This window comes from Colwellia maritima, from assembly GCF_022669015.1.
Taxonomy (GTDB): Bacteria; Pseudomonadota; Gammaproteobacteria; order Enterobacterales; family Alteromonadaceae; genus Colwellia; species Colwellia maritima.
Map to the genome: position 1 here is coordinate 529,720 of NZ_JAKKSL010000001.1, position 21,258 is coordinate 550,977.

The following is a 21,258-nucleotide window of genomic DNA, read 5'->3' on the forward strand; positions in this document are numbered from 1 at the left end:
CTTTTTAACTATTTTGTACTATGGTTAAGATGTACTCATTTTGTTTAAAGCGTAATGTACGTAGTTTTATTTTATAAAAACAAATCAAAGGGATAAATTATGCTCAGAAAGTCTCAATTCGGGTTGCGAGGCAAGGTTACACTCGGATTGGCATTGATATTGATTATCTCTCTTTTGATTACCAGTCTATCAAGTTACCTACAATCGAAACAAGTTGCCGAACGCAAAGTAATAGAATTAGAAAAGAGTAAGCTCGATGTTTTAAATCATGTTATTTTAGGTTCATTGCAAAGTCATCAGAATACGTTATTGTCGTTAAGAGACATCCCTGCGTTTCAAGCTATATTGCGTGCACAATCAAACAAGGGTATTGATCCAGATAGTGGCTCCTCGTTAGCCGTGTGGAAGAACCGTTTAAAAGCTATATTTTCAGCGTTTATTGCTAATAATACTGAGTATTTACAGATTCGGTACATTGGTCTTAATGGCAAGGAGATAGTAAGAGTTCAAATTAATGAATTTAATGAAATAGAAGTAGTAAGTGACAATTTACTGCAAAACAAAGCCGATGAGCTTTATGTCATTAAAACCCTTGAAATGCCATCGGAGCAAGTCTATTTTTCAAATGTCTCTCTTAATCGAGAGCATGGCGTAGTTCAAGTTCCCTATCAACCAGTGCTAAGACTGGCAGCACCTGTTTTTACAGACGATAACCAAGTAAAAGGTATTATTGTAATTAACTTGGCTACAGAAAAACTGTTTCATGATATAAAGTTGATTAACCAAGGCACTTCGCAATTTATGGTGGATGAAAACGGAAATTATATATTACACACCCTAGTAGAAAAAACCTTTGCCAAAGATAAGGGATTAGATCATAACTTTCATAAAGACTACCCGCAACTTGCTTCTTTTAGTCATAAAAATGACAACCTTATGCGTAGTTTTAATAACTCTGCAGAAATACTAGGCTTTGAAAAAATTTACTTCTCTCCTTTTGATAAAACACGTTATTGGTTAATAGTACAACGAGTACCCGAAAGTGTTGTTTTTGCCGATATTCGAACAGTACTTAACCAAATATTATTTGTCGGGCTGATAATAGGTGTACTGTCATTAATACTCATTGTGTGCTTTGTTTCTCGCAGAATTTTGGCACCAGTGCTTAATCTCGCCGCTGCCGCAGAACGTTTACAAGACGGTGATTTAACGGTTCGTCTTGATGCATTGTCAGTACATGACGAATTTCGAACGTTATACAAAACAATCAACACTTTTACCATTAAACAACAAGAATTTACCGTTAAGTTGCAACAGGAAATTGAGTCACAAACTCATAAATTATCGGCCATTATTGAAAATATTGTTGATGGTATTATCACTATCGACAATAAAGGCAATATTAAAACATTTAATCAAGCAGCACGAAAAATGTTTGGTTACCAAAATAACGAAGTCATGGGTTGTAGCATTGGTATGCTAGTACCCAAACCTTCTTGTGATAGTCAGGATAGTAATTTTAGTCGTAATCTAGCGCAAATGATCGAAAAAAGTATGGGAGTCGGTACCGAAATTGTTGGGCTTCGTAAAGACGGTTCAGAATTTCCATTAGATTTAGCCGTCAGTGAAGTAAAAATGGATAATGCGGTGCATTTTATCGGTATTACACGCGATGTTACTGAGCGCAAACGTATAGAGTTAATGCAAAAAGAATTTATATCCACTGTAAGTCATGAGTTAAGAACCCCCTTGACCTCCATTAGTGGTTCATTAGGCCTTATTCTTGGTGGTGCTACAGGTGAATTACCTGAAAAAGCACGCGCGTTAATCACGATTGCAAACAACAATAGTGAACGTCTTATTCTTCTCATAAATGACATTCTTGATATTGAAAAAATTTCAGCGGGGAAAATGCAGTTTAATTTTTCAGTTATTAGCTTAACCCCATTAATAAAACAGTCACTTGACGAAAATAAAGGTTACGGAGCCAAACTCAATGTTAGCTTTAAACTAGTCTCCGCGCCTGAAAAAGCATTAACGGTTCGGGTAGATGAAAAACGCTTGCTGCAAGGTATGTCTAACCTTTTGTCTAATGCAGCTAAATATTCCCCCACTGGAGAACAGGTTGATATTAAAATTGAACAAATAGGTGACAGTGTTCGAGTATCTGTTCATGATAAAGGCAAAGGTATTCCTGAAGCCTTTAGATCAAAAATATTCAACCGTTTCTCCCAAGCTGATAGTTCTGATACACGGCAAAAAGGCGGTACAGGACTAGGTTTGAATATCACCAAAGCGATTATATTAAAACATAAAGGGAGTATTGGTTATGACAGTGTAGAGGGGAAAGGAACCACCTTTTATATTGATTTGCCCTTATATATTAAGCACGATGAAAAAGAAGTCATGGTTGTACAACAAAAGGAGCATAATGATAAGCCGCTTATTTTAATAATAGAAGATGATCGCGACGTTTCTAAATTACTGAGTATTATGCTCGAAAACGAAAATTATCAACTAGACCATGCTTTTAATTACGAAGAGGCAATAGAGAAAATTAGCGCAAATAAATATGATGTTATTACATTAGATTTGATGATTCCAGGGGGAATGGTATTAACATCGTACGTGAATTACGTAATAATGAAGCAACCATGACATTGCCAGTTATTGTTGTGTCAGCCATTGCTGATAAAATTCAAAATGAAGTCGCTTGTGACGCTTTTGAAATGGTAGATTGGCTTGAAAAACCCATAGATAACAATCGACTCGTCAACGCGATTAACACCTCTTTAGCGGCTAATAGTACTAAGGGAGGTAATATTTTACACATTGAAGATGACCCAGATATTACCGCTATCGTCGCCTCGCTTTTAGATAATGAATTTAATGTGATCAATGCAAATACACTAACACAGGCTAAAAAGTTGGTGAGCAATAACCGTTTTGATTTAGTGTTGTTAGATATTGGTTTACCCGATGGTTCAGGGTTAGATATTTTGCCTCTGCTTCGTGGTGAGGATCATCAAACGCCCGTGGTAATTTTTTCCGCACAAGATGTGCCAGAAGAAACAGCTTCCGAGGTATTGATGACATTAGTTAAGTCTAAAACAAACAATGAATACTTTTTGCGACAGATTAAACAAGCCATCAACAGAAAGCATTGATGAAGACAGGAATTAATATATGTTAGAGCGTATCTTGTATGCGGAAGATAATGAAGATATTCAACAAATAGCCGTCATTGCATTAGAAACTATAGGTGGCTTCACCCTAAAAGTCTGTAATGATGGGGCTGAAGCGTTAGCTGCAATAGAGCCTTTTTCACCTCAGTTAATACTATTAGATGTGATGATGCCTAATATGGATGGTCCTAAAGCTTTGGAAAGCATGCGTGAAATGGGAGCTTTCAAAAATACGCCGACCATTTTTATGACCGCAAAAGTACAACCCGAAGAAGTTAACCGACTTCTTAATATGGGTGCTGTTGCTGTTATAAACAAACCCTTTGATCCCATGGCACTAGCTGATCGAATACGTGAAATTTTTGAACAAAGTGAATAATGATATGACTAAACGCTGTGATGAAGGCCAGGAAAACCTAAAAAAACGGCTGTAATGAAACCAAGTGCTCAAGAAGCGATAGCTAAGCTAACGAAGGAAGTTGCAAAAAAAATTCCAGTTAAAGTTGCTGAGATACGATCATCTTGGGAGCAATTGAAAAAAGTATTGATAAAACGGATGACATACAATTACTTCACCATAAAACGCATACTTTAGCCGGCACTATGGCTACTTATGGTTTTGAAGCTATTGCTGATAGAGCTAAAGAAATGGAGCTCATAGTTCAAGAATTTATTGAAAATACGGAGCAGTCATTTCCATTTTCGGAGCTAGGAGCTTTATTAGAAAATATGGAAAAAGCTGCGATTGTAGCCTCTTATAGAAAATTCTCTGAAACAAACTCAATAACCGTTTCACTTGCGCCAACTCAAACGTATTCTCTTAAAAGTAAAATTGTTTATTTAGTTGATGATGATGATGATTTTATCAAAAAAATTGAAATACAAATAAGTAACTTTGGCTATAACATATTCAGCTTTTCAACTTTGGAAGAATTTGACAAAGCCCTGGCTAAGCAAGAGCCTGGCGTCGTTATTATGGATGTTAAGTTTGGTAAAAAGAACAATAGTGGCATTGATCATATTAGCCAAATTAATAGTAAAAGAGATCAGCCATTAAACACAATTTTTATCACGGGAGGAAATGATCTGAGTACGCGACTTGATGCTGTTCGTGCTCATGGCAACGCATTTTTTACAAAACCAGTATTAGTTGAACAATTAGTTGATGCATTGGACAAACTAACTCATCAAATACAGACTGACCCTTTTCGTATTGTCATTGTGGACGATTCAGTAGAACAATCAAGTTTTACCGCCTTAGTGTTACAACAAGCAGGAATGGAAACTAAGGAAGTTAATGGCCCTTTAGAGCTGTTAACTGTTTTAGCTGAATATCCCGCCGATTTAATTCTAATGGATCTTTATATGCCAGACTGCACGGGTCTTGAACTCAGCCAGGTTATTAGACAAATTGATACTTACATAAATATTCCTATTGTATTCTTGTCACATGAAAAAGACTTGGGTCAAAAGCTAAGCGCCCTAAGCTTAGGTGGCGATGACTTCTTATCTAAACCAGTTAAAGCCTGGCATTTAGTCTCTGCTATCTCAAACAGAGTAATACGCGGTAGAACTATTCGTAAGTTTGCCGAAACGGATGGTTTAACTGGCTTGTTAAACCATAGTAAAGTGACAGAGCGCTTTGAAATTGAACTTTCTCGCGCGAAACGAGAAGAAGCTAACCTATCATTTGTTATGCTAGATCTTGATTTTTTCAAACGGGTTAATGATAACTACGGACACCCAACGGGTGATAGAGTACTTAAAAGCCTTGCTAACTTACTAAAAACACGTTTGCGTAATTATGACGTTGCTTTGGTCGTTATGGCGGTGAGGAATTTGTTGTTATTTTACCAAATACAACGTTAAAAATAGCTGAAAATATTATGAATAAATTACGAATAGCTTTTAGTGAAATAAAACACCATCACGAGAATGGCGAGTTTAGCTGTCAATTTAGTTGTGGCATCGCATCCTTTCCTGACTTCGATAACATAATTTCGCTCGGTAATGAAGCCGATAAAGCACTTTATGAAGCAAAAGAAAGTGGTAGAAATAAAGTTGTTTGCCGACACCCATAAACAATAGGTAGATGAGTATTATTGTTAATAGTCACTTAATCCATCACAAAGGTTTATTTTGTGTGGTTAGTCTATTTTTGTTGCCATTATAATTAGCACAACCCCTAGTAAATAATCTATAATAAGAATAATTCTCAATTGTATTTATTATAGGTCACCAAATGGCTCCTTTCTTTTACCACTGTTTACAAAAACCGGCGAGCATATCAAAGCGCATATTTGAACACTTCTTTATAATAAATTTTTTTATTGTCAGCTGTTTGCTGTCAACACACGTGTTGGCAAATACGAAAATAGACGGTTTGCGTCAACTTTTACAACTTACTGAGTATATTGGCGTTGATTATGCCTCAGCGATAGCTGATGGCAAGGTTATCGATGACGGTGAATATCAGGAAATGCTCGACTTTTCGATCATTATTGCTGAAAAATCTGCCACTGAATTAACAGAAGAAAAACAAATTATTACCTTGTCAAAGTCACTACTTTTTGCCGTGCAAGAAAAGAAAACGCTAGCAGAGATTAAAAACCTGACAAGCCAACTGAAAAACTTATTGATAGAAAATTCGCCACAATTATCGCTGCCCACCTCTTTACTTGCTCCTGTGAAAGTTAAACAACTATTTCAAAGTAATTGTGCAAGTTGTCATGGCATAACAGGAAAAGGTGATGGAGAACTTGCAACAACATTAACTCCCCAACCAACAAATTTTACCGATAAAACACGTGCATTAGATCGATCAATCTTAGGCCTTTATGATGCACTAACGGGTGGGCTTGAAGGTACTTCAATGACAGCATTTGAGCACCTAACGGCCAAAGAACGTTGGTCATTAGCATTCTACGTAGGTAGTTTGGGATTTGCCGACGATGAAAAAAATATTAAGACGGACAATGTTGATATTTCGCTCGTTGAACTCGTTCAGTATACGCCAAACGAATTGGTTGGTGTAAAAGAAAACCTTGATAAACAAGCTATTGAGCAGCTTAGAGCTAATCCTAATTTGCAATTTCCTGAGAATAATAAACCACCTTTAACGATTGCTCGTGATCAGTTACATAAAACACTGATGGCGTATAAACAAAACGATTTTAACCTTGCTCAACAATTTGCCGTTAGTGCTTATTTAGATGGGTTTGAATTAATTGAAAATAACCTTGATGCTTACGATAATTTATTGCGTAAAACTATTGAATCAAACCTGTTAAGTTTACGACAAAAAATAAGCAACAAAGAAAATTCAGATGACGTTGATGAGTTTGTGTCTTTAATTATGGCGCAATTAACGCAAGCAGAATTATTACTAACTGAATCAACTATGTCAGATACAACACTATTTAGTGCCGGCTTTATCATTTTGTTACGCGAAGGATTAGAAGCTTTATTAGTTGTGTTAGCACTCTTTACTATACTGGTACGCTCAAATAGGCAAGCAGCGGTTAAATATCTTCATTTCGGTTGGATAGCAGCACTCTTTTGCCGGAGGTTTAACATGGCTAGTAGCCCAAAACTTAATAACTATCAGTGGTGCTAGCCGAGAAACAATGGAGGGTGTAGCAGCAATGCTAGCTGCCATTGTGCTATTTTATGTTGGTTTTTGGATGCATAACAAATCACAGGCGGATCAATGGCAGCGTTATGTACAAAACAATATCAATAAAAGCCTAAAAGCGGAACCTTGTGGGGAATAACCGGACTGGCTTTTATTGCCGTATATCGTGAGGTTTTTGAGACCGTTTTGTTTTATCAATCATTGTTAACGCAAACAACGTCTTCACAACAACTTGCGGTGTTAAGTGGTTTTGGAACCGCGGTTGTTCTATTAATTATACTTGCATGGTTAATGATTAAATATTCTATTAAATTACCGATAGCGCGCTTTTTCTCTACAACGACCTATTTGTTGCTAGCACTGTCGTTTATTTTAGCCGGTAAAGGGATAATGGCATTGCAAGAAGCTGCTATTATTAGTATTACACCTTTACCAATTGAATTTAACATCGCTTGGTTAGGTATCAATTCGACCTGGCAAGGAATCATAATGCAGCTATCTATTCTAATATGTTCCAGTGCGTTATTATTTAAACCTTGGCTGAAAAAGAAGTAGTGACAGTTATTTAATTAAGGAAAGATCATGAGATTTCATCAAATAAAAGAAATTTATCAACATGTAAAAGATATTAATAAACAATTTGAGACGTTTTGCGAACAACTTTTACTAGAAACTAAAGACGAAAGGTTGCGTATGTTTACTCATTATATTATCGATAAACTGCATGAAAATAATACCTATCTCGATAAACTTATTCACTCGGAGTCTCACAAAGTTACTGATAGTTGGGTAGATGAAGAAATTGAACACAACGTTGAAAAACAATTTTTATCGTTAGAACAACGAACAATTCATAGCGTAGATGACTTGCTAACTATCAATATTGACATAATCGAAACAATCAATAATTGGTTATTATTAGTCGCGGATGTTTCCACAAATAACACCGTGAAAGAACATATCAATGATTTAATCGAGAGACACTCACAACAAAGCCATAAGCTTGTGCACACGGTGCACAGAATGGATGACATGTGATCTTATTTTGTTAATACAACCTGCTAAAATGAGTGTTAAATTTACAGCAAGTTGATGTTTTTTAGACATCAACTTGTTTTAATATACACACAAAAAACTCCAACTATTTGATATCAAAGCTAAAATATCATGGCATGAAACATGCTGAGTAATACCAGTTAATTAATCTGAGCTCAGTTTAAGATTGGTATAATTGATAATTTTAAATGTAAAAGTAAAAAAGTGCACATAGGTAATTAATAGGTGTGTAGATTATTGCTTTGCAAACATAATAGGACATTGGGAAAAATGACTGCTTTTACGCACGTTGATAAAACAAATACTATCCTGATTAATACGTCGATATCCGAAAAAACCGGTGATCAAAAATTACCTGGTGATTTTGCCATGTGGATATTTATTGTCATGGAACTCAGTGTGTTCGCCATTTTCTTTATTGCTTTTGCCGTCACTCAGCGAATGCATAACACTATGTTTACCGAAGGCAGGGCGACCCTTAGTGCTTTTATCGGTTTTTTTTGTACCTTAGCATTAATTATTAGTAGTTATTTTGTGGCGTTAGCAGTTGAGGCAATCAAAAAAAGTCAAAACTTAACCGCAAGTCGCCAATTAATGTTAGCAATGCTGAGCGCAACAGTTTATCTGGTATTAAAATTATCTGAATATACGCATTTAGTAGAACAGGGGTTTGATTTATCAAGCAATTCATTTTATACGCTCTATTTTTTCATTACCGGTTTTCATTTTATGCATGTAATATTAGGTATGATTATTTTGGCCTATATGAGCATAAAAGCACGGAAGAACACTTATTCACCAACAGACTGTACAGGTTTTGAAGCAGGTGCTTCCTATTGGCATATGGTAGATCTTGTTTGGATTATTGTGTTTTTTCTTATTTACATTATTCATTAGTTGAGGAAGTATGATGAATCGCTTGATTAACAATATTCACTTTACTGCTATTGCTTTGATTGTATTAACCATTATAAGTACTTTGTTGGCTCAATCTACACTGCAAACAAGTATACTTGCCCTCTTTGGTTACTTTGTCTGTAGTGATCAAAGGCCAACAAATTGTTGATGTATTTATGGAGTTAAAAAATGCTCCGGCTAAATGGCGTTGGTTCCTGTTAAGTTATATCATTTTAATTCCAAGTATATTGGCCATCATCATATACCTTTGAATACTATTTTAAGGATATTCTCTTGAAAAAAAGTTTACTTATATTCACCCTAGTTTTGATTTTATCAACGTTGATACATCACAAGGTGATTGCTGCAGAGCATGAGCATCACCACGAAGTGAATGAGGCAAAACTATCTTTAAACGACGGTCATAAATGGCCTATTGATAAAAGCCTACACATAGGTATGAATAAGATCAAAATAGAAATAGCCAATAACCTAAGTGACATTCATCATGATCAGTTTTCTGCTGAGCAATATACAGTGCTAGCAACAAGGTTAGAAGCACACTTGAACTTTTTGTTTGCCAATTGCCAATTACCACCTTCAGCTGATGCGCAGCTACATACGTTACTAGCAAAAGTGATGCAAGGTGTTGATAACATTAAACACTCAACCAATAAGAAACAAGGCGCAGTGCAAATTATTCAAGCGTTACGAGCGTATCCTGTCTATTTTGCTGATACCAATTGGCAAAGTATACAACACTAATGGATAGCGTTTTCTCGGTGCGCTTTGTGGTAATATTTACTGCAAAATAATTAAACCCTAAGCGGTATTAATTTGATCAAATGAGTATAATAGTTCATGCTTATTTTTCACCATTGGAATATTACTTGTGCTTGAAAAAACGTTACTAAAAATTGCTTTAGATTTAAGCCTTAGTTTACCTAAAAAAGCCCATTATCAGCGGTTAATGCAAGCGGTTAATGAAATAATGCATTGTGATGCAGTTGCCTTATTAGAATTACAAGGCGATGAGCTTGTTCCTGTTGCCGTTGATGGTTTGTCGCCTGAAGTGTTAGGTATGCGTTTTTTACCTGATGAGCATCCAAGATTAAAAGCAATTTTATCATCTCATAAGCCCATTCGCTTTGATGCGGATTCAAGTTATCCCGACCCCTATGATGGTTTATTGTCGATGGACCCAAAGCGTGTGCTTGATGTACACGATTGCATGGGATGTTGTTTATACGTTGAGGAAAGCCTTGTTGGTGTGCTTACACTCGATGCCTTACAAGTTGGCGCGTTTAGTGATGTTGATGATATTAGTGTTGCTACTTTAGCTGCACTTGCTGCCGCAACCATTCGAAATGCGAATTGTATTTCTTTGGTTTAGAAAAAAGCAATGAGAAATCCTTATGTTTAACGCATGAACTGGTGAAAGACGCACACAAGGCTAAAGGAGATGGTTTTGTGGGTGAAAGCCTAAAAATGGTAGAGTTGAAAAATGAAATAAGGGTTGTATCCGGCTCAGAGCTATCGGTATTAATCACCGGTGAAACAGGGGTAGGTAAAGAAGTGGTTGCACGAACTGTGCATGCTCAATCGCGTCGGTGTGACGAAGCCATAGTACAAATAAATTGTGCCGCCCTGTCTGAAAATATTGCCGAAAGTGAATTATTTGGTCATGTTAAAGGCTCATTTACCGGCGCTAATAAAGATCGCATGGGTAAATTTGAACTGGCGAATAACGGCACCTTGTTTTTAGATGAAATAGGCGAGCTTTCATTAAATATCCAAGCCAAATTGTTAAGGGCATTGCAAGAGGGTGAAATTCAACGAGTTGGTGCCGATAAAAATATTTATGTGGATGTTAGAATTATTGCGGCAACAAACCGAGATTTATCAGAGGAAGTTGCCCAAGGAAGATTCAGAGAAGACTTATATCACCGTTTAAGCGTATTTCCGTTGAAGGTGCCTGCCTTACGAGAACGAATTGATGACATTCCCTTATTAAGTGGCTTTATTTTACATAATTTAAAAGGAAAAATAGGCACAAATAATGTCAGGGTTAGTAAATCTGCAATGCATCAGCTATTGCAATATGACTGGCCAGGTAATGTTAGAGAGTTACAACATGTACTCATGCGCGCTGCCTTAAGGGCGGCAGCCACTACATCAGGCAAAGTAGGTGTAATAGAAATTAATCATTTAGGGTTAGACTTTGTGGTTAATAACACCGACGACAGTAATAATATTACACCCGCAATTACAACCGATAATAAGTCTTTTACAGAAATTGTGGCTGAGTTTCAACGACAGTTAATTACACAAGCAATGGAAGAAAATGACCATGTTTGGGCAAAGGCCGCACGTCAGCTTCAACTAGACCGAGGTAATTTATATCGGCAGGCAAAACGTTTAGGTTTGACTTAATCTTGTAAACATTATTGGTTTAAAGGTACATTTTTATATAAGCGTATTTTGAATATTAAGGAGTTCACATGAGCGATCACATGCCCGACGATCTGTCTATTCAAGGAAAAGATTTACGAGCGTTCACTGATACATTACGCGTTAAACACCCCGTCATTAAAAACATTCTGGGTGAATGGGTGTTGCTCAAACATGCTGATGTGGTAACTGCCGCACTTGACCATGAGCGATTTTCGAGTAACGTTTCACAACATCTTCATGTGCCTAACGGGTTAGACGGAAAAGAACACCAAGACTATCGAAAAATTATCGACCGGCATTTAACGCCTGAAGCACTGACACCGTATATTCCTGTGTTTGAGCAAACTGCTGCCCAACTCATGAAAGAATTACCTAAGAATACTACCTTAGATGCGGTAAATGATATCGGCGCTGTCTTTGCGGTACGTGCTCAATGTAAATGGTTAGGATGGCCTGCAGAGTTAGAACCAAAATTATTAGCATGGATGGCAAAAAACCATGCGGCTACCCGCTCTGGTGACCGGTCTAAAATGGCTAATGTCGCAGAGCAATTTGATCATATTATTCGTTCCGTAATTGCTCCTCGTCGTACTGCTAACAGCAACAACTTTAATGATGTTACCACCGACTTTGCCAAGAAACTATTTACGGTAGATTATTAACAGAAGAAGAAATTATTTCAATTCTGCGCAACTGGACTGGCGGTGATTTGGGCTCTATTGCGTTGTGTGTTGGTGTTATTGTTGCCTATGTTGCACAAAAACCTGAGTCGATAGCTTGCCTTCGTACAGCAAAAGAATCAGAAATAGACGCTTTTATTAATGAAATATTACGCTTAGATGATCCCTTTGTGTCTAATCGACGCATTACCACCTGCCCAGTAAAAATTGGCGGGCAAAACATTCCAGAAGGCGCATTAGTTAAGCTAAACTGGACCTCAGCTAATCGTGATGAAGCCGTTTTTGATAATACAACTTTTGAACCGCAAAACAATGCAGAGGCCAATCTTGTGTACGGTATAGGAAAGCATGTTTGTCCTGGCCGGTTATTGGCTACATGGGAGCTAAGAATAGCATTACAAGCGCTGCTTGCCTCGGTAAATGCAATTACCATAGCACCAAACCAAGCATTAGAGCGTGAAGTTGCGCCTGTTGGCGGTTATAACAAGGTACCTATTATACTTAGCTAAACTTATTGAGAATAAATCAGCGCAAATATACCGCTAAACACCGAGAAATGACGCTTGTGAATATGCCACGATTACCCCTACTAGGGTTGTCATGGCATAAAAATAACCTTTTATAATTTTTCTAAAAAGCGGTGCAGCATGCTTAAGCCCCATAAATTCCTCAATTATCCAATGACCCTTAACAATGACTATTGCACACACAAAAACCGTAGCGACAATCGTCGTATTTTTAGTTTCTGCAATAATGGCACTAACAAGTGTTAAGCCCACAAGGCGCAGCCAAATGTTGAATGTTGTTTCAGTTAAATAGCGTTTGATTCGCTGATAATGGTTAGTTTGCAATGCTTTTACCTCAATACATATAAGAGTGGGAAAATAAGAATCCAAACAAGGTCAATCATATGCCAATAGCTTGCAGCACTTTCTAATCCTTCATGATTAGATTTATTGTAATAACCTAACGCGGTCAAAATAGTGACAAAAATGATAGTGCAAGTGCCAATTAATACATGGAGCAGATGATTAAAGGTAATATAATAATAGGCGGCAAAATAGTAGTTTGTGCGTGGGCCAATGCCTGCCTGTTCATTTAAGTGATACTCCCACGTTTTAATACCGCAATAAGTGAGGCCGGCTGAAATAGTTAGCAATAACCAAAACACGGTACGCTTTTTGTCATCACGTTTTATAGATTGCATGGCTCGCGCAACAAAAAAACTACTGCTGAGTAATACCAGTGTATTCAATAAACCCGTTAAAATCGGTAGGTGTGTAGGACCTTGATAGAATTCAACTGGGTAGTAGAGTTTGGCTAACAAAAAAGCGATAAAAAAGAAGCCAAATTCAGTTAGTTCTGCATAAATAAAAATCCATGCAGCCACCGAACCAGGTACTTTTATCTTATTAACAGTAAGCACTGATCACCCTTTTTAAGGCGTTAATGGTTTCGGGTTCATCACTTAGTGGTTCAACAATACAATATTGATACGCTTTATTAATAGGGCAGCCTGACTGGATCATTTTTGCGGCATAAATTAACAAGCGTGTTGACGCTGCCGCTTTAATGTCTATATCACTGAGCCTGCGCAGATCGGTTGCCAAAGCAACTAATTCTTTGGGCATTTTGATAAGAAACACCTGTTTCAGTAATAATAATATCGATTTCTTTCTCAACACTCGGATAATCAAAGCTCAGACTAATAAAGCGTTGCCGAGTACTCGGCTTTAAGCCTTTTAATAAACTTTGATAAGACGGATTGTAAGAAATAATCAGCATAAAATCTTTATGCGCTTTAATGACTTCTCCTGTTCGCTCAATGTAGAGTTCGCGGCGGTGATCAGTCAATGAATGCAATAATACTGTGGTGTCTTTTCTGGCTTCAATTATTTCATCTAAATAACAAACGCCGCCTTCTCGCACGGCTTTTGTCATAGGTCCATCTTGCCAATAGGTGCCGTTGCTATCAATTAAATGGCGGCCTATTAGATCAGCAGCACTGAGATCGTCATGGCACGAAATAGTATAAAGCGGCTGCTCAATTTGTTGTGCCATATGCTCAACAAAACGGGTTTTTCCACAGCCCGTCGGTCCTTTTAGCAACAAAGCAAGATGATTGCTACGTGCAAAATGAAACATTTCAATTTCATCGTCTTGTGCTTGATAAAATGCTGTGTTTAACCCAGGGGCTTTTTCTAGCGTCTGAGCCAATGAACTAGCTTGCATTGTTTTCTCCTAATATGGCGTTAAGATCATGAGGTTGATAAACACAATTAAGCTGCATAACACAATCTAACAGGGCTTCACTGTTCTGTGGATGTTGTAATGAATACGACAAGATAAGGTGTCTATTTTTGTCTAAATTGAGTTTAGACAGTGTGTATTCAAAGCAATGAATAACTCTATCGGCTGTTCTCCTAGCTATTCTATTTAATAAAGCAGTGTTATCTTTTGGCTGATGATATAAATTTATTTGCATAATAATCTCCTTAGGAGCTTGGTTATTTACACGCTTAGCTGTGTGCTAGTTTTAACTAGCCAAGGGTTAAGTTGGCATAAATTTTAGGTAATATTTTGGCAAGCTGACTCGCATCTTGAACAATGGCAAAACCATGTGGCCAAATAGGTAAGGTAAATAGTCATTGCCTTTTTTGTCTATAGTCACGCAAAAAGGGGTTAAGCCTAACTTTTTCGCTTCGAGTATTGCTTGGCGCGTATCTTCAATACCGTAGCGTCCTTCATACTGGTCAAGATCGTTAGGTTTACCATCTGACAGTAATAATAAAATTTTATCTTTAGATGATTGTTCACTTAAAATTTGACTAGCTTGTCGAATAGCAGCGCCCATGCGTGTATAAAAACCCGGTTCAATACGAGCAATTCGCCCCCTAACATACTGGTCGTATGGCATGGTAAAATTTTTAATAATATGAAAGCGAACATGGTTATTACGAATAGACGAAAAACCATAGATAGCAAACGGGTCAGCTAATGAATGTAAGGCTTCAGAAAAAATTAACAGTGCCTCTTGAATACAATCAATAACTTTTTTCTCGTTATTAACATAACACTCTGTTGATAATGATAAATCTGCCAATAACAAACAACTAACATCTCTATATTTGTGTTGATTATCAATATAGAAGCTTTGTTGATTACTGTCTTTAACTGGTTTGGTGTAGTGATCTATCCAAGCATCTAAATCTATTTCATTACCCGTTAATTGACCTTTTTTCGGCCGATTAGATATCGCCAACATAGATAATAATTGCTGCACTTGCCGAGCTAATGTTTGTTGGTTAGCACTGAGCTCAACGGGCGCTATTTCATCAGCTATCATCACTTGTAAGTTACAAACATTAGCGATTAATTGGTTCTTTTTATAATGCCATTCAGGTAGAGGAATACCTTTACCTAAGCATAAATCATCATTTTCTTCCGCGGGTAAGTCTAAATTAAAGCGAATACCTGCAGCACCCGCTTTTCGCTGTCTTGATAGATTGATGACGTCCATGTCTTTGGCTATTTGATCTACATCGTCTTCTTGGTTTTCTGATTGGCTACGATCTAAATCTATTTGTTCTGTCCAGGTTGATAATGCTTCCGCTTGGAACATTAGTAACCCGTCTGTCGCTTTTTCTTCATCAACATATTGCGCTTTTTTACGTTGTTTTAATTCTTTAATTTCTTTTTTAGATGCCGTTTTTTTACGGTTTTCATCATTAGGATCATATGACGCCGGCTTGTTTATATCTTCTACGAGTGCAGGATATATCCAAAGCATATTGGGGTAGGGTTGTGACACCGTTGTAGTCAGTGAAGAAATATACTTTTCACCCTTTAAAGCCAACTGAATATTTTGTTCATTAGTACTATTAACTGGGTCTAACGTGTCGCAGTTGGGTCGTGTTAATAGGTAAGCGTTTACTAATTGATAATATTGTTTTTTTAGCCCAGGATACTTTGCCAATATTTGAGCGGTAGATTGTTGATTATCACATAACCAATGTGTCATTTTTGGCATAAATGCCGCTAAGGCAACCGACCAAAAGTACAAAAATTCATTCAGTGATGGCTCAGGAAAAAGTGCAATGTGTGGTGGCAGCCGAAGAGTCGATTCATTTTGCCAAGCAAGATAAAAACGTTGATGACTGCCGGCAATTTTTTGCATGGTTGACCGTTTTGTTTTGATACGACGAGGCTCGCAGGGTTCAAATGTTTTGCTACTATCGCCCCCCAAAGATCGATGAAAAATCTGTAACTGTGATTGAATATCGTCTAATTTAATGACGCTATCAGGAAAGTCGGTCGACACTTGGCGTGTTAACCATTTATCCCAAAGCTTTCCAACAACTTCTTCCATTTTAACCTCGATAGTCGTTTTAGTATTAAGGTAAAACATAGCAATTAAGTCCATTTAATTAATATGTCTTACAGATTTAGGTGATGATGTTCACTTAATACGCATTCACTTGTTCGCTTTGTGGCTCGTGTTCACCCACGAAGAAACTAACGAAGTAAGCAACAAGGCCCGCGGCAAACGTCACACCAAAGGCAAGCCTAGCCCAATAAAAAGACACAAGCTCATCTTGGCTCGACATAAAGCTTAAAGCATCACCTGATGCCGGCAGGCGTTGTAACGCTACTTGCCATGCTCCAACCGGCAGTAAGTGCCGGCGTAATACCGCACATGGAAATGCACATTAACCAAAAACCAATGTATTCAACTTTTTGTGCTTTTTCGCAGTTACCTTTTGGACGTCCTCGCATAATGGGCATGGCGTAAGAAATGACACACATAACCACCATGGCATAGGCTCCAAAGAAAGCTAAATGGCCATGAGCAGCAGTGAGTTGTGTACCATGTGTGTAGTAATTTACGGGTGCAAGGGTATGTAAAAATCCCCATACACACCGCCTAAAAAGGCCATAACCGCGGTGCCTTTTGCCCAAGTAATGGCAATTTTATTGGTATGTTCAATACGACGTTCATTTACCATTTTAAAGGCAAATAATACCATCATGAAAAACGGCACAGGCTCTAAGGCTGAAAAGACAGACCCCATCCATAACCAATATTTAGGGGCACCAATCCAGAAAAAGTGATGACCCATACCAATCAAACCAGAGATAAGTGCCATCGCAATAATGACATATAACCATTTTTCAATATGCTCACGGTCAACCCCAGTTACCTTGATCAAAACATAAGCAAGTAAAGCACCCATGATTAATTCCCAAACACCTTCAACCCATAGGTGAACAACAAACCACCAGAAGAATTTATCAAGAGCCAAATTAATGGGGTTATAAAATGAGAATAAGAAAAACACCGCTAAGCCAATTAAGCCAGTGATTAACACCATATTTATAACGGTTTTACGGCCTTTAAGAATGGTCATTCCGATATTAAACACAAAAGACAGACACACAATCACTATACCTATTTTGGCAATGGTAGGCTGCTCTAGAAACTCACGACCCATGGTGGGTAAGAGTTCATTGTGAGTTAACTTGGCCAATTCAGCATAAGGCACAAATAAATAACCGGCCGATAACCGCAACACCTGCCGCAGCAAATACCCAAAAGGTAATTTTGGCTAATTTTGGGCTAAATAAGTCAATGTTCGCTTCTTCGGGGACTAGGTAGTAACTTGCCCCCATAAATCCAAACAGCAGCCAAACTATGAGCAAGTTAGTGTGTACCATGCGGGCAACGTTAAACGGAATATAGGGGAAGCCGACATCGCCGTTAATGTATTGCATGCCCATTAGTAGACCAAAAACAATTTGACCCGCAAAAAGTAGTAAAGCAAAAATAAAGTAGGGTTTTGCAACCTGTTGTGAAGTAAATTTCATTTTTTAATCTTATCCTTCAATGTTTGGTGGCCAGTTATTATCATCAATGCGTGATGCCCAAATAAGAAACTCTGCCAAGGCATCAGTTTCCTCTTTGGTTAAATTAAATTGCGGCATTTTACGTCGCTTAGGAATATCCATTGGTTGTGCATTAATCCAACCATTAAGATAAGCTTTAAACGCTTCTTCATTACCCGCACCTCGGCGGTCAAAAACATTGGCAAGTTCGGGTGCGTAGTAAGCACCTTCTCCCATTAAGCTATGGCAACCGATACAATTATTGTTTTCCCAAAGCTCTTTACCCTGTATCACAGCTGCTGTGATATTCTCTCGGTGATCTCGTTTAGGCAGCTGCCGAACGGTATCTAGCGTTAAGCCAAAGAGTAAAAGTACAAAGAAAAAGCTGCCGCCATAGTAAATATTTCTGGCCATGCTTTTAGTAAATTTTTCTGCCATTGATAGCTCCTAATAAAATGTAATAACAACAACGATAGGGCAATCAATGTGCCAATTTTTAAGTTGTTGTATATAAAGGATTTATTTTCAAGTGTTTTTTGTTTACATAGTAGGTGATGTGTTAATGACAGCGGTTTGATGTCTTTTTACTATGGATTTCAAGCCATTTTGGGTGTTCAGGGAGATTTTTGTTTAATTCGATAACATAGTTGGCGTGTTATATTAACATCGTTTTTGCTGTGTTTTACTGAGAGTTAAATTTAAGTGATTGTTAAATAGTTGTTTTTTATGTTGGCGTTATATTTGCTTTAAGAGAGGTTTTAAGACGATAAGTGAGATGTTAATGAGTACAGCAATAAATTTTGATGCCGACATGATTCGAAAATATGATCGACATGGTCCTAGATACACCTCTTACCCAACCGCAGTACAGTTCAATAGTGAGGTTAACAGCGACATATATATTGAGGAATTAACAAAAAGTAACCAAAGTAACAAATCACTTTCTTTGTATTTTCATATCCCTTTTTGTAATTCACTATGTTTTTATTGCGCATGTGCAAAAATTATTACCAAGAAACCTGAACGTTCTATTCCTTATTTAGAGAGGATTTATAAAGAATTACGTCATCAATCGGCGTTAATTAGTCCCGAACGGGTAGTTGAACAATTGCATTTTGGCGGTGGTACGCCTACGTTTCTTAGTGACGAACAGTTTGAAGAAATTTTCGATAATATACGTGAAAACTTTAATTTAGCGCCTGTTGAAGAAAGAGAATTTTCAATTGAAATTGATCCCAGAGCAGTCAGAGCTAGTACTATTCCTGTGTTACGTAACCTTGGATTTAATCGCATTAGTTTAGGAGTGCAAGATTTTGATCCCAAAGTACAAAAAGCCGTTAACCGTATTCAGTCGGTAGAGCAAACGTTTGATGTAATAGACTCAGCGAGAGCCGTTGGCTATAAGTCAGTAAGTATTGACCTTATTTATGGATTGCCATGTCAAACCGTAGATAGCTTTAAAACAACGTTAGATTTGGTAATGCAAAAACGTCCTGATCGGTTATCAATCTATAGTTACGCACATATGCCACATAAAGTTAAATCTCAACGCACCCTGAATGCTGCAGACTTACCCGATGCCGCTACCAAGCTAGCCATTTTTGAAATGACCGTTAATTACTTACAAAATGCGGGTTATGTTTATATTGGCATGGATCATTTTGCTTTGCCTGATGATGAATTGACATACGCCAAACAAAACGGCACCTTACAACGAAATTTTCAAGGCTACTCCACCCATGCAGATAGTGATCTTCTTGGCTTTGGCATGACCTCAATTGGCCAAATAAATGATTGTTTTATTCAAAATCAAGCAACAGAAGACGCTTACTTTGCCGATATTGATACTGGTGGTTTGGCGGTAACCAGAGGTTATCGCTTAAATAAAGATGACTGTATTCGTCGTGATATTATTCAGTCATTAATGTGCCAAAACAGGGTGTCAATCAATACAATTAGTAATAGATACCAGATTAATTTCTTTGAATATTTTTCAGACGAGATAACTGAACTGTTTCCGATGGTGGAAGATAAACTGCTTACCTTTAACGAAAAAGAAATTTCTATAACACGAGCAGGTCAATTGCTACTACGTAATATTGCTATGGTATTTGATGCCTATATTGAACCTACTAATGATAAAACCCTCAAAAATAAAGTGATATTTTCTAGAACAATATAATCATGGATTCGTATTAATATTATCGATGTCTAAATGACATCGATTTGTGGTGTATATAGACACGAATAGTTTGTATCTCATTTGTGCTATTATTTATCTATATGTTTTTATTTGATATTTCTTAATGGCATGTTTTCTGCTTCATATAGTTGAAATAGGGTAAATTGTGAATAATAAGCTAACAATACCAAGGAGGTATGTATGAAAACCTTAACAACAGACGTGGTAATTATCGGTGCCGGCCCTGTGGGTTTATTTCAAGTATTTGAATTGGGGTTACAAGGATTAACCGCCATTGTTATTGATAGCTTGGCAGAAGTTGGCGGCCAATGTAGTGAGTTATATCCTGATAAACCCATCTATGATATTCCTGCATTACCTAATGCTAAGGCAAGTGATGTTATTGATAACCTTTGGCAACAGGCAGCAACCTTTGATCCTACTTTTCTATTAGGTGAACGCGTTGACCATATTGAAAAAATTTCAGAGAGTTGTTTCAATGTGATAACCCATAAAAATACTACCGTTGTTTGTCGTGCGGTCATTATTGCTGCAGGCAATGGCGCCTTTTCCCCCGTTAAATTAAAGGTGCCACTCATTGACAAGTTTGAAGATAAACAACTGTTTTACCGAATCAGTAACCTAGAACATTTTAAAGATAAAGACGTTGTTGTTTTAGGCGGTGGCGATGCCGCATTAGATTGGAGTTTAACCTTACAAAAAACAGCTAAAAGCGTACTGCTTATTCATCGTACAACAAACTTTAAAGCATCAACAGCCAGTGTAAATCAAATGTATGCTTTATGTGATCAGCTAAAAATGCAATTTTTATGTGGGCAAGTGAGCGATTTTCAACAGAATGACGATAAGCTCATTGGGTTAACCATTACGTCGAAAGATGGCATTAATCGTCGGGTGGCACTTGATGAATTGGTGGTTTGTTTTGGTATGTCACCTAAGCTTGGACCGATAGATAACTGGCATCTTGATATGCATCAGCATCAAATTAAGGTAGACACACAATCGTTTCAAACATCGGTCGCAGGTATTTATGCGGTGGGTGACATTAATTATTACCCCGGTAAAAGAAAACTTATCTTAAGTGGTTTTCATGAAGCTGCGCTAGCGGCATTTTCTATTGCTGAAACGGTTTTAGAAAAAGAGCGAATTCCCACGTTATACACTACAACGAGTACCGTAGTGCATAAACGAATGGGTGTCATTCACTCAATTGACAGCATGTTGGAGTAATCATCATGTTAAGCATCACATAGTAAGTCATTGTGA

29 protein-coding genes are annotated in these 21,258 nt (G+C 37.4%); 18 read left to right on the forward strand and 11 right to left on the reverse strand.

The window, feature by feature from the left end:
• The first annotated feature begins 99 nt into the window (after positions 1–99).
• From L3081_RS02590 to L3081_RS02650, 16 genes are all read left to right on the forward strand, one after another.
• The gene (locus L3081_RS02590; protein ID WP_242283252.1) at positions 100–2,658 is read left to right on the forward strand and encodes an ATP-binding protein; all 2,559 of its coding nucleotides are present in this window, start codon (positions 100–102) and stop codon (positions 2,656–2,658) included.
• Positions 2,655–3,167, forward strand: coding sequence for a response regulator (locus L3081_RS02595; RefSeq protein WP_242283253.1), 513 nt, complete (start codon positions 2,655–2,657; stop codon positions 3,165–3,167). The genes L3081_RS02590 and L3081_RS02595 overlap by 4 nt, the downstream gene beginning before the upstream one ends.
• A 19-nt stretch (positions 3,168–3,186) precedes the next feature.
• Complete coding sequence (locus tag L3081_RS02600) at positions 3,187–3,564, forward strand: response regulator (protein WP_242283254.1); 378 nt, start codon at positions 3,187–3,189, stop codon at positions 3,562–3,564.
• Between the two features lie 143 nt (positions 3,565–3,707).
• Positions 3,708–5,054 (forward strand): response regulator, encoded by a 1,347-nt coding sequence (locus L3081_RS02605; RefSeq protein WP_274620286.1) that lies wholly within the window; start codon positions 3,708–3,710, stop codon positions 5,052–5,054.
• Between the two features lie 2 nt (positions 5,055–5,056).
• The gene (locus L3081_RS26220; RefSeq protein ID WP_338027242.1) at positions 5,057–5,266 is read left to right on the forward strand and encodes a GGDEF domain-containing protein; all 210 of its coding nucleotides are present in this window, start codon (positions 5,057–5,059) and stop codon (positions 5,264–5,266) included.
• 275 nt (positions 5,267–5,541) lie between these two features.
• Complete coding sequence (locus L3081_RS02610) at positions 5,542–6,801, forward strand: c-type cytochrome (RefSeq protein WP_338027078.1); 1,260 nt, start codon at positions 5,542–5,544, stop codon at positions 6,799–6,801.
• On the forward strand, positions 6,788–6,958 hold the full coding sequence (locus L3081_RS26225; RefSeq protein ID WP_338027243.1) for a hypothetical protein: 171 nt from the start codon (positions 6,788–6,790) through the stop codon (positions 6,956–6,958). The genes L3081_RS02610 and L3081_RS26225 overlap by 14 nt, the downstream gene beginning before the upstream one ends.
• Complete coding sequence (locus tag L3081_RS02615; RefSeq protein WP_242283255.1) at positions 6,946–7,374, forward strand: FTR1 family protein; 429 nt, start codon at positions 6,946–6,948, stop codon at positions 7,372–7,374. Before L3081_RS26225 ends, L3081_RS02615 begins: the two co-directional genes overlap by 13 nt.
• Before the next feature lie 27 nt (positions 7,375–7,401).
• Positions 7,402–7,857 (forward strand): hypothetical protein, encoded by a 456-nt coding sequence (locus tag L3081_RS02620; RefSeq protein ID WP_242283256.1) that lies wholly within the window; start codon positions 7,402–7,404, stop codon positions 7,855–7,857.
• 288 nt (positions 7,858–8,145) lie between these two features.
• Positions 8,146–8,772, forward strand: coding sequence for a cytochrome c oxidase subunit 3 family protein (locus L3081_RS02625; RefSeq protein WP_242283257.1), 627 nt, complete (start codon positions 8,146–8,148; stop codon positions 8,770–8,772).
• Positions 8,773–8,906: 134 nt separating this feature from the next.
• Positions 8,907–9,044: a cytochrome C oxidase subunit IV family protein gene (locus L3081_RS28870; protein ID WP_420839691.1), complete on the forward strand. Its 138-nt coding sequence runs from the start codon at positions 8,907–8,909 to the stop codon at positions 9,042–9,044.
• A gap of 22 nt (positions 9,045–9,066) precedes the next feature.
• Positions 9,067–9,537 carry a hypothetical protein gene (locus L3081_RS02630; protein ID WP_242283258.1) on the forward strand — a complete coding sequence of 157 codons (471 nt, stop codon included), beginning with the start codon at positions 9,067–9,069 and terminating at the stop codon, positions 9,535–9,537.
• Positions 9,538–9,664: 127 nt separating this feature from the next.
• Entirely contained in the window at positions 9,665–10,165 is a 501-nt protein-coding gene (locus tag L3081_RS02635; protein ID WP_242283259.1) for a GAF domain-containing protein, read from the forward strand.
• 41 nt (positions 10,166–10,206) lie between these two features.
• Positions 10,207–11,205: a nitric oxide reductase transcriptional regulator NorR gene (norR, locus tag L3081_RS02640; protein ID WP_242283260.1), complete on the forward strand. Its 999-nt coding sequence runs from the start codon at positions 10,207–10,209 to the stop codon at positions 11,203–11,205.
• 68 nt (positions 11,206–11,273) lie between these two features.
• Positions 11,274–11,888 (forward strand): cytochrome P450 family protein, encoded by a 615-nt coding sequence (locus L3081_RS02645; RefSeq protein ID WP_242283261.1) that lies wholly within the window; start codon positions 11,274–11,276, stop codon positions 11,886–11,888.
• A 47-nt stretch (positions 11,889–11,935) separates the two neighbouring features.
• Positions 11,936–12,415 (forward strand): cytochrome P450, encoded by a 480-nt coding sequence (locus L3081_RS02650; protein WP_242283262.1) that lies wholly within the window; start codon positions 11,936–11,938, stop codon positions 12,413–12,415.
• 33 nt (positions 12,416–12,448) lie between these two features.
• Here the strand turns inward: L3081_RS02650 and L3081_RS02655 are convergent, their stop codons facing one another.
• From L3081_RS02655 to L3081_RS02695, 11 genes are all read right to left on the reverse strand, one after another.
• Positions 12,449–12,757: a cytochrome C oxidase subunit IV family protein gene (locus tag L3081_RS02655; RefSeq protein ID WP_242283263.1), complete on the reverse strand. Its 309-nt coding sequence runs from the start codon at positions 12,755–12,757 to the stop codon at positions 12,449–12,451.
• A gap of 5 nt (positions 12,758–12,762) precedes the next feature.
• Positions 12,763–13,332 (reverse strand): cytochrome c oxidase subunit 3 family protein, encoded by a 570-nt coding sequence (locus L3081_RS02660; protein WP_242283264.1) that lies wholly within the window; start codon positions 13,330–13,332, stop codon positions 12,763–12,765.
• Positions 13,319–13,516, reverse strand: coding sequence for a CbbQ/NirQ/NorQ domain-containing protein (locus L3081_RS26230; RefSeq protein WP_274620288.1), 198 nt, complete (start codon positions 13,514–13,516; stop codon positions 13,319–13,321). The genes L3081_RS02660 and L3081_RS26230 overlap by 14 nt, the downstream gene beginning before the upstream one ends.
• A complete protein-coding gene (locus L3081_RS02665; protein WP_274620289.1) occupies positions 13,488–14,138 on the reverse strand; it encodes an ATP-binding protein in 651 nt (216 codons plus the stop codon). The genes L3081_RS26230 and L3081_RS02665 overlap by 29 nt, the downstream gene beginning before the upstream one ends.
• Positions 14,128–14,391, reverse strand: coding sequence for a hypothetical protein (locus L3081_RS02670; RefSeq protein ID WP_242283265.1), 264 nt, complete (start codon positions 14,389–14,391; stop codon positions 14,128–14,130). Before L3081_RS02670 ends, L3081_RS02665 begins: the two co-directional genes overlap by 11 nt.
• 66 nt (positions 14,392–14,457) lie before the next feature.
• Positions 14,458–16,329: a nitric oxide reductase activation protein NorD gene (locus tag L3081_RS02675; RefSeq protein WP_242283266.1), complete on the reverse strand. Its 1,872-nt coding sequence runs from the start codon at positions 16,327–16,329 to the stop codon at positions 14,458–14,460.
• 40 nt (positions 16,330–16,369) lie between these two features.
• Positions 16,370–16,513 carry a hypothetical protein gene (locus tag L3081_RS02680; protein ID WP_242283267.1) on the reverse strand — a complete coding sequence of 48 codons (144 nt, stop codon included), beginning with the start codon at positions 16,511–16,513 and terminating at the stop codon, positions 16,370–16,372.
• A 13-nt stretch (positions 16,514–16,526) separates the two neighbouring features.
• Complete coding sequence (locus L3081_RS02685) at positions 16,527–16,865, reverse strand: cbb3-type cytochrome c oxidase subunit I (protein WP_242283269.1); 339 nt, start codon at positions 16,863–16,865, stop codon at positions 16,527–16,529.
• A complete protein-coding gene (locus L3081_RS02690) occupies positions 16,790–17,479 on the reverse strand; it encodes a cbb3-type cytochrome c oxidase subunit I (RefSeq protein WP_338027079.1) in 690 nt (229 codons plus the stop codon). Before L3081_RS02690 ends, L3081_RS02685 begins: the two co-directional genes overlap by 76 nt.
• A complete protein-coding gene (locus tag L3081_RS26235) occupies positions 17,436–17,771 on the reverse strand; it encodes a cbb3-type cytochrome c oxidase subunit I (protein WP_274620290.1) in 336 nt (111 codons plus the stop codon). The genes L3081_RS02690 and L3081_RS26235 overlap by 44 nt, the downstream gene beginning before the upstream one ends.
• 9 nt (positions 17,772–17,780) lie before the next feature.
• On the reverse strand, positions 17,781–18,227 hold the full coding sequence (locus L3081_RS02695; RefSeq protein ID WP_242283271.1) for a c-type cytochrome: 447 nt from the start codon (positions 18,225–18,227) through the stop codon (positions 17,781–17,783).
• A 343-nt stretch (positions 18,228–18,570) separates the two neighbouring features.
• Here L3081_RS02695 and hemN point away from each other — a divergent pair, with 343 nt between their 5' ends.
• Together hemN and L3081_RS02705 are read left to right on the forward strand one after the other, a co-directional pair.
• Positions 18,571–19,971 carry an oxygen-independent coproporphyrinogen III oxidase gene (gene hemN, locus L3081_RS02700; protein WP_242283273.1) on the forward strand — a complete coding sequence of 467 codons (1,401 nt, stop codon included), beginning with the start codon at positions 18,571–18,573 and terminating at the stop codon, positions 19,969–19,971.
• Between the two features lie 201 nt (positions 19,972–20,172).
• A complete protein-coding gene (locus L3081_RS02705) occupies positions 20,173–21,222 on the forward strand; it encodes an NAD(P)/FAD-dependent oxidoreductase (RefSeq protein ID WP_242283274.1) in 1,050 nt (349 codons plus the stop codon).
• Positions 21,223–21,258 lie beyond the last annotated feature (36 nt).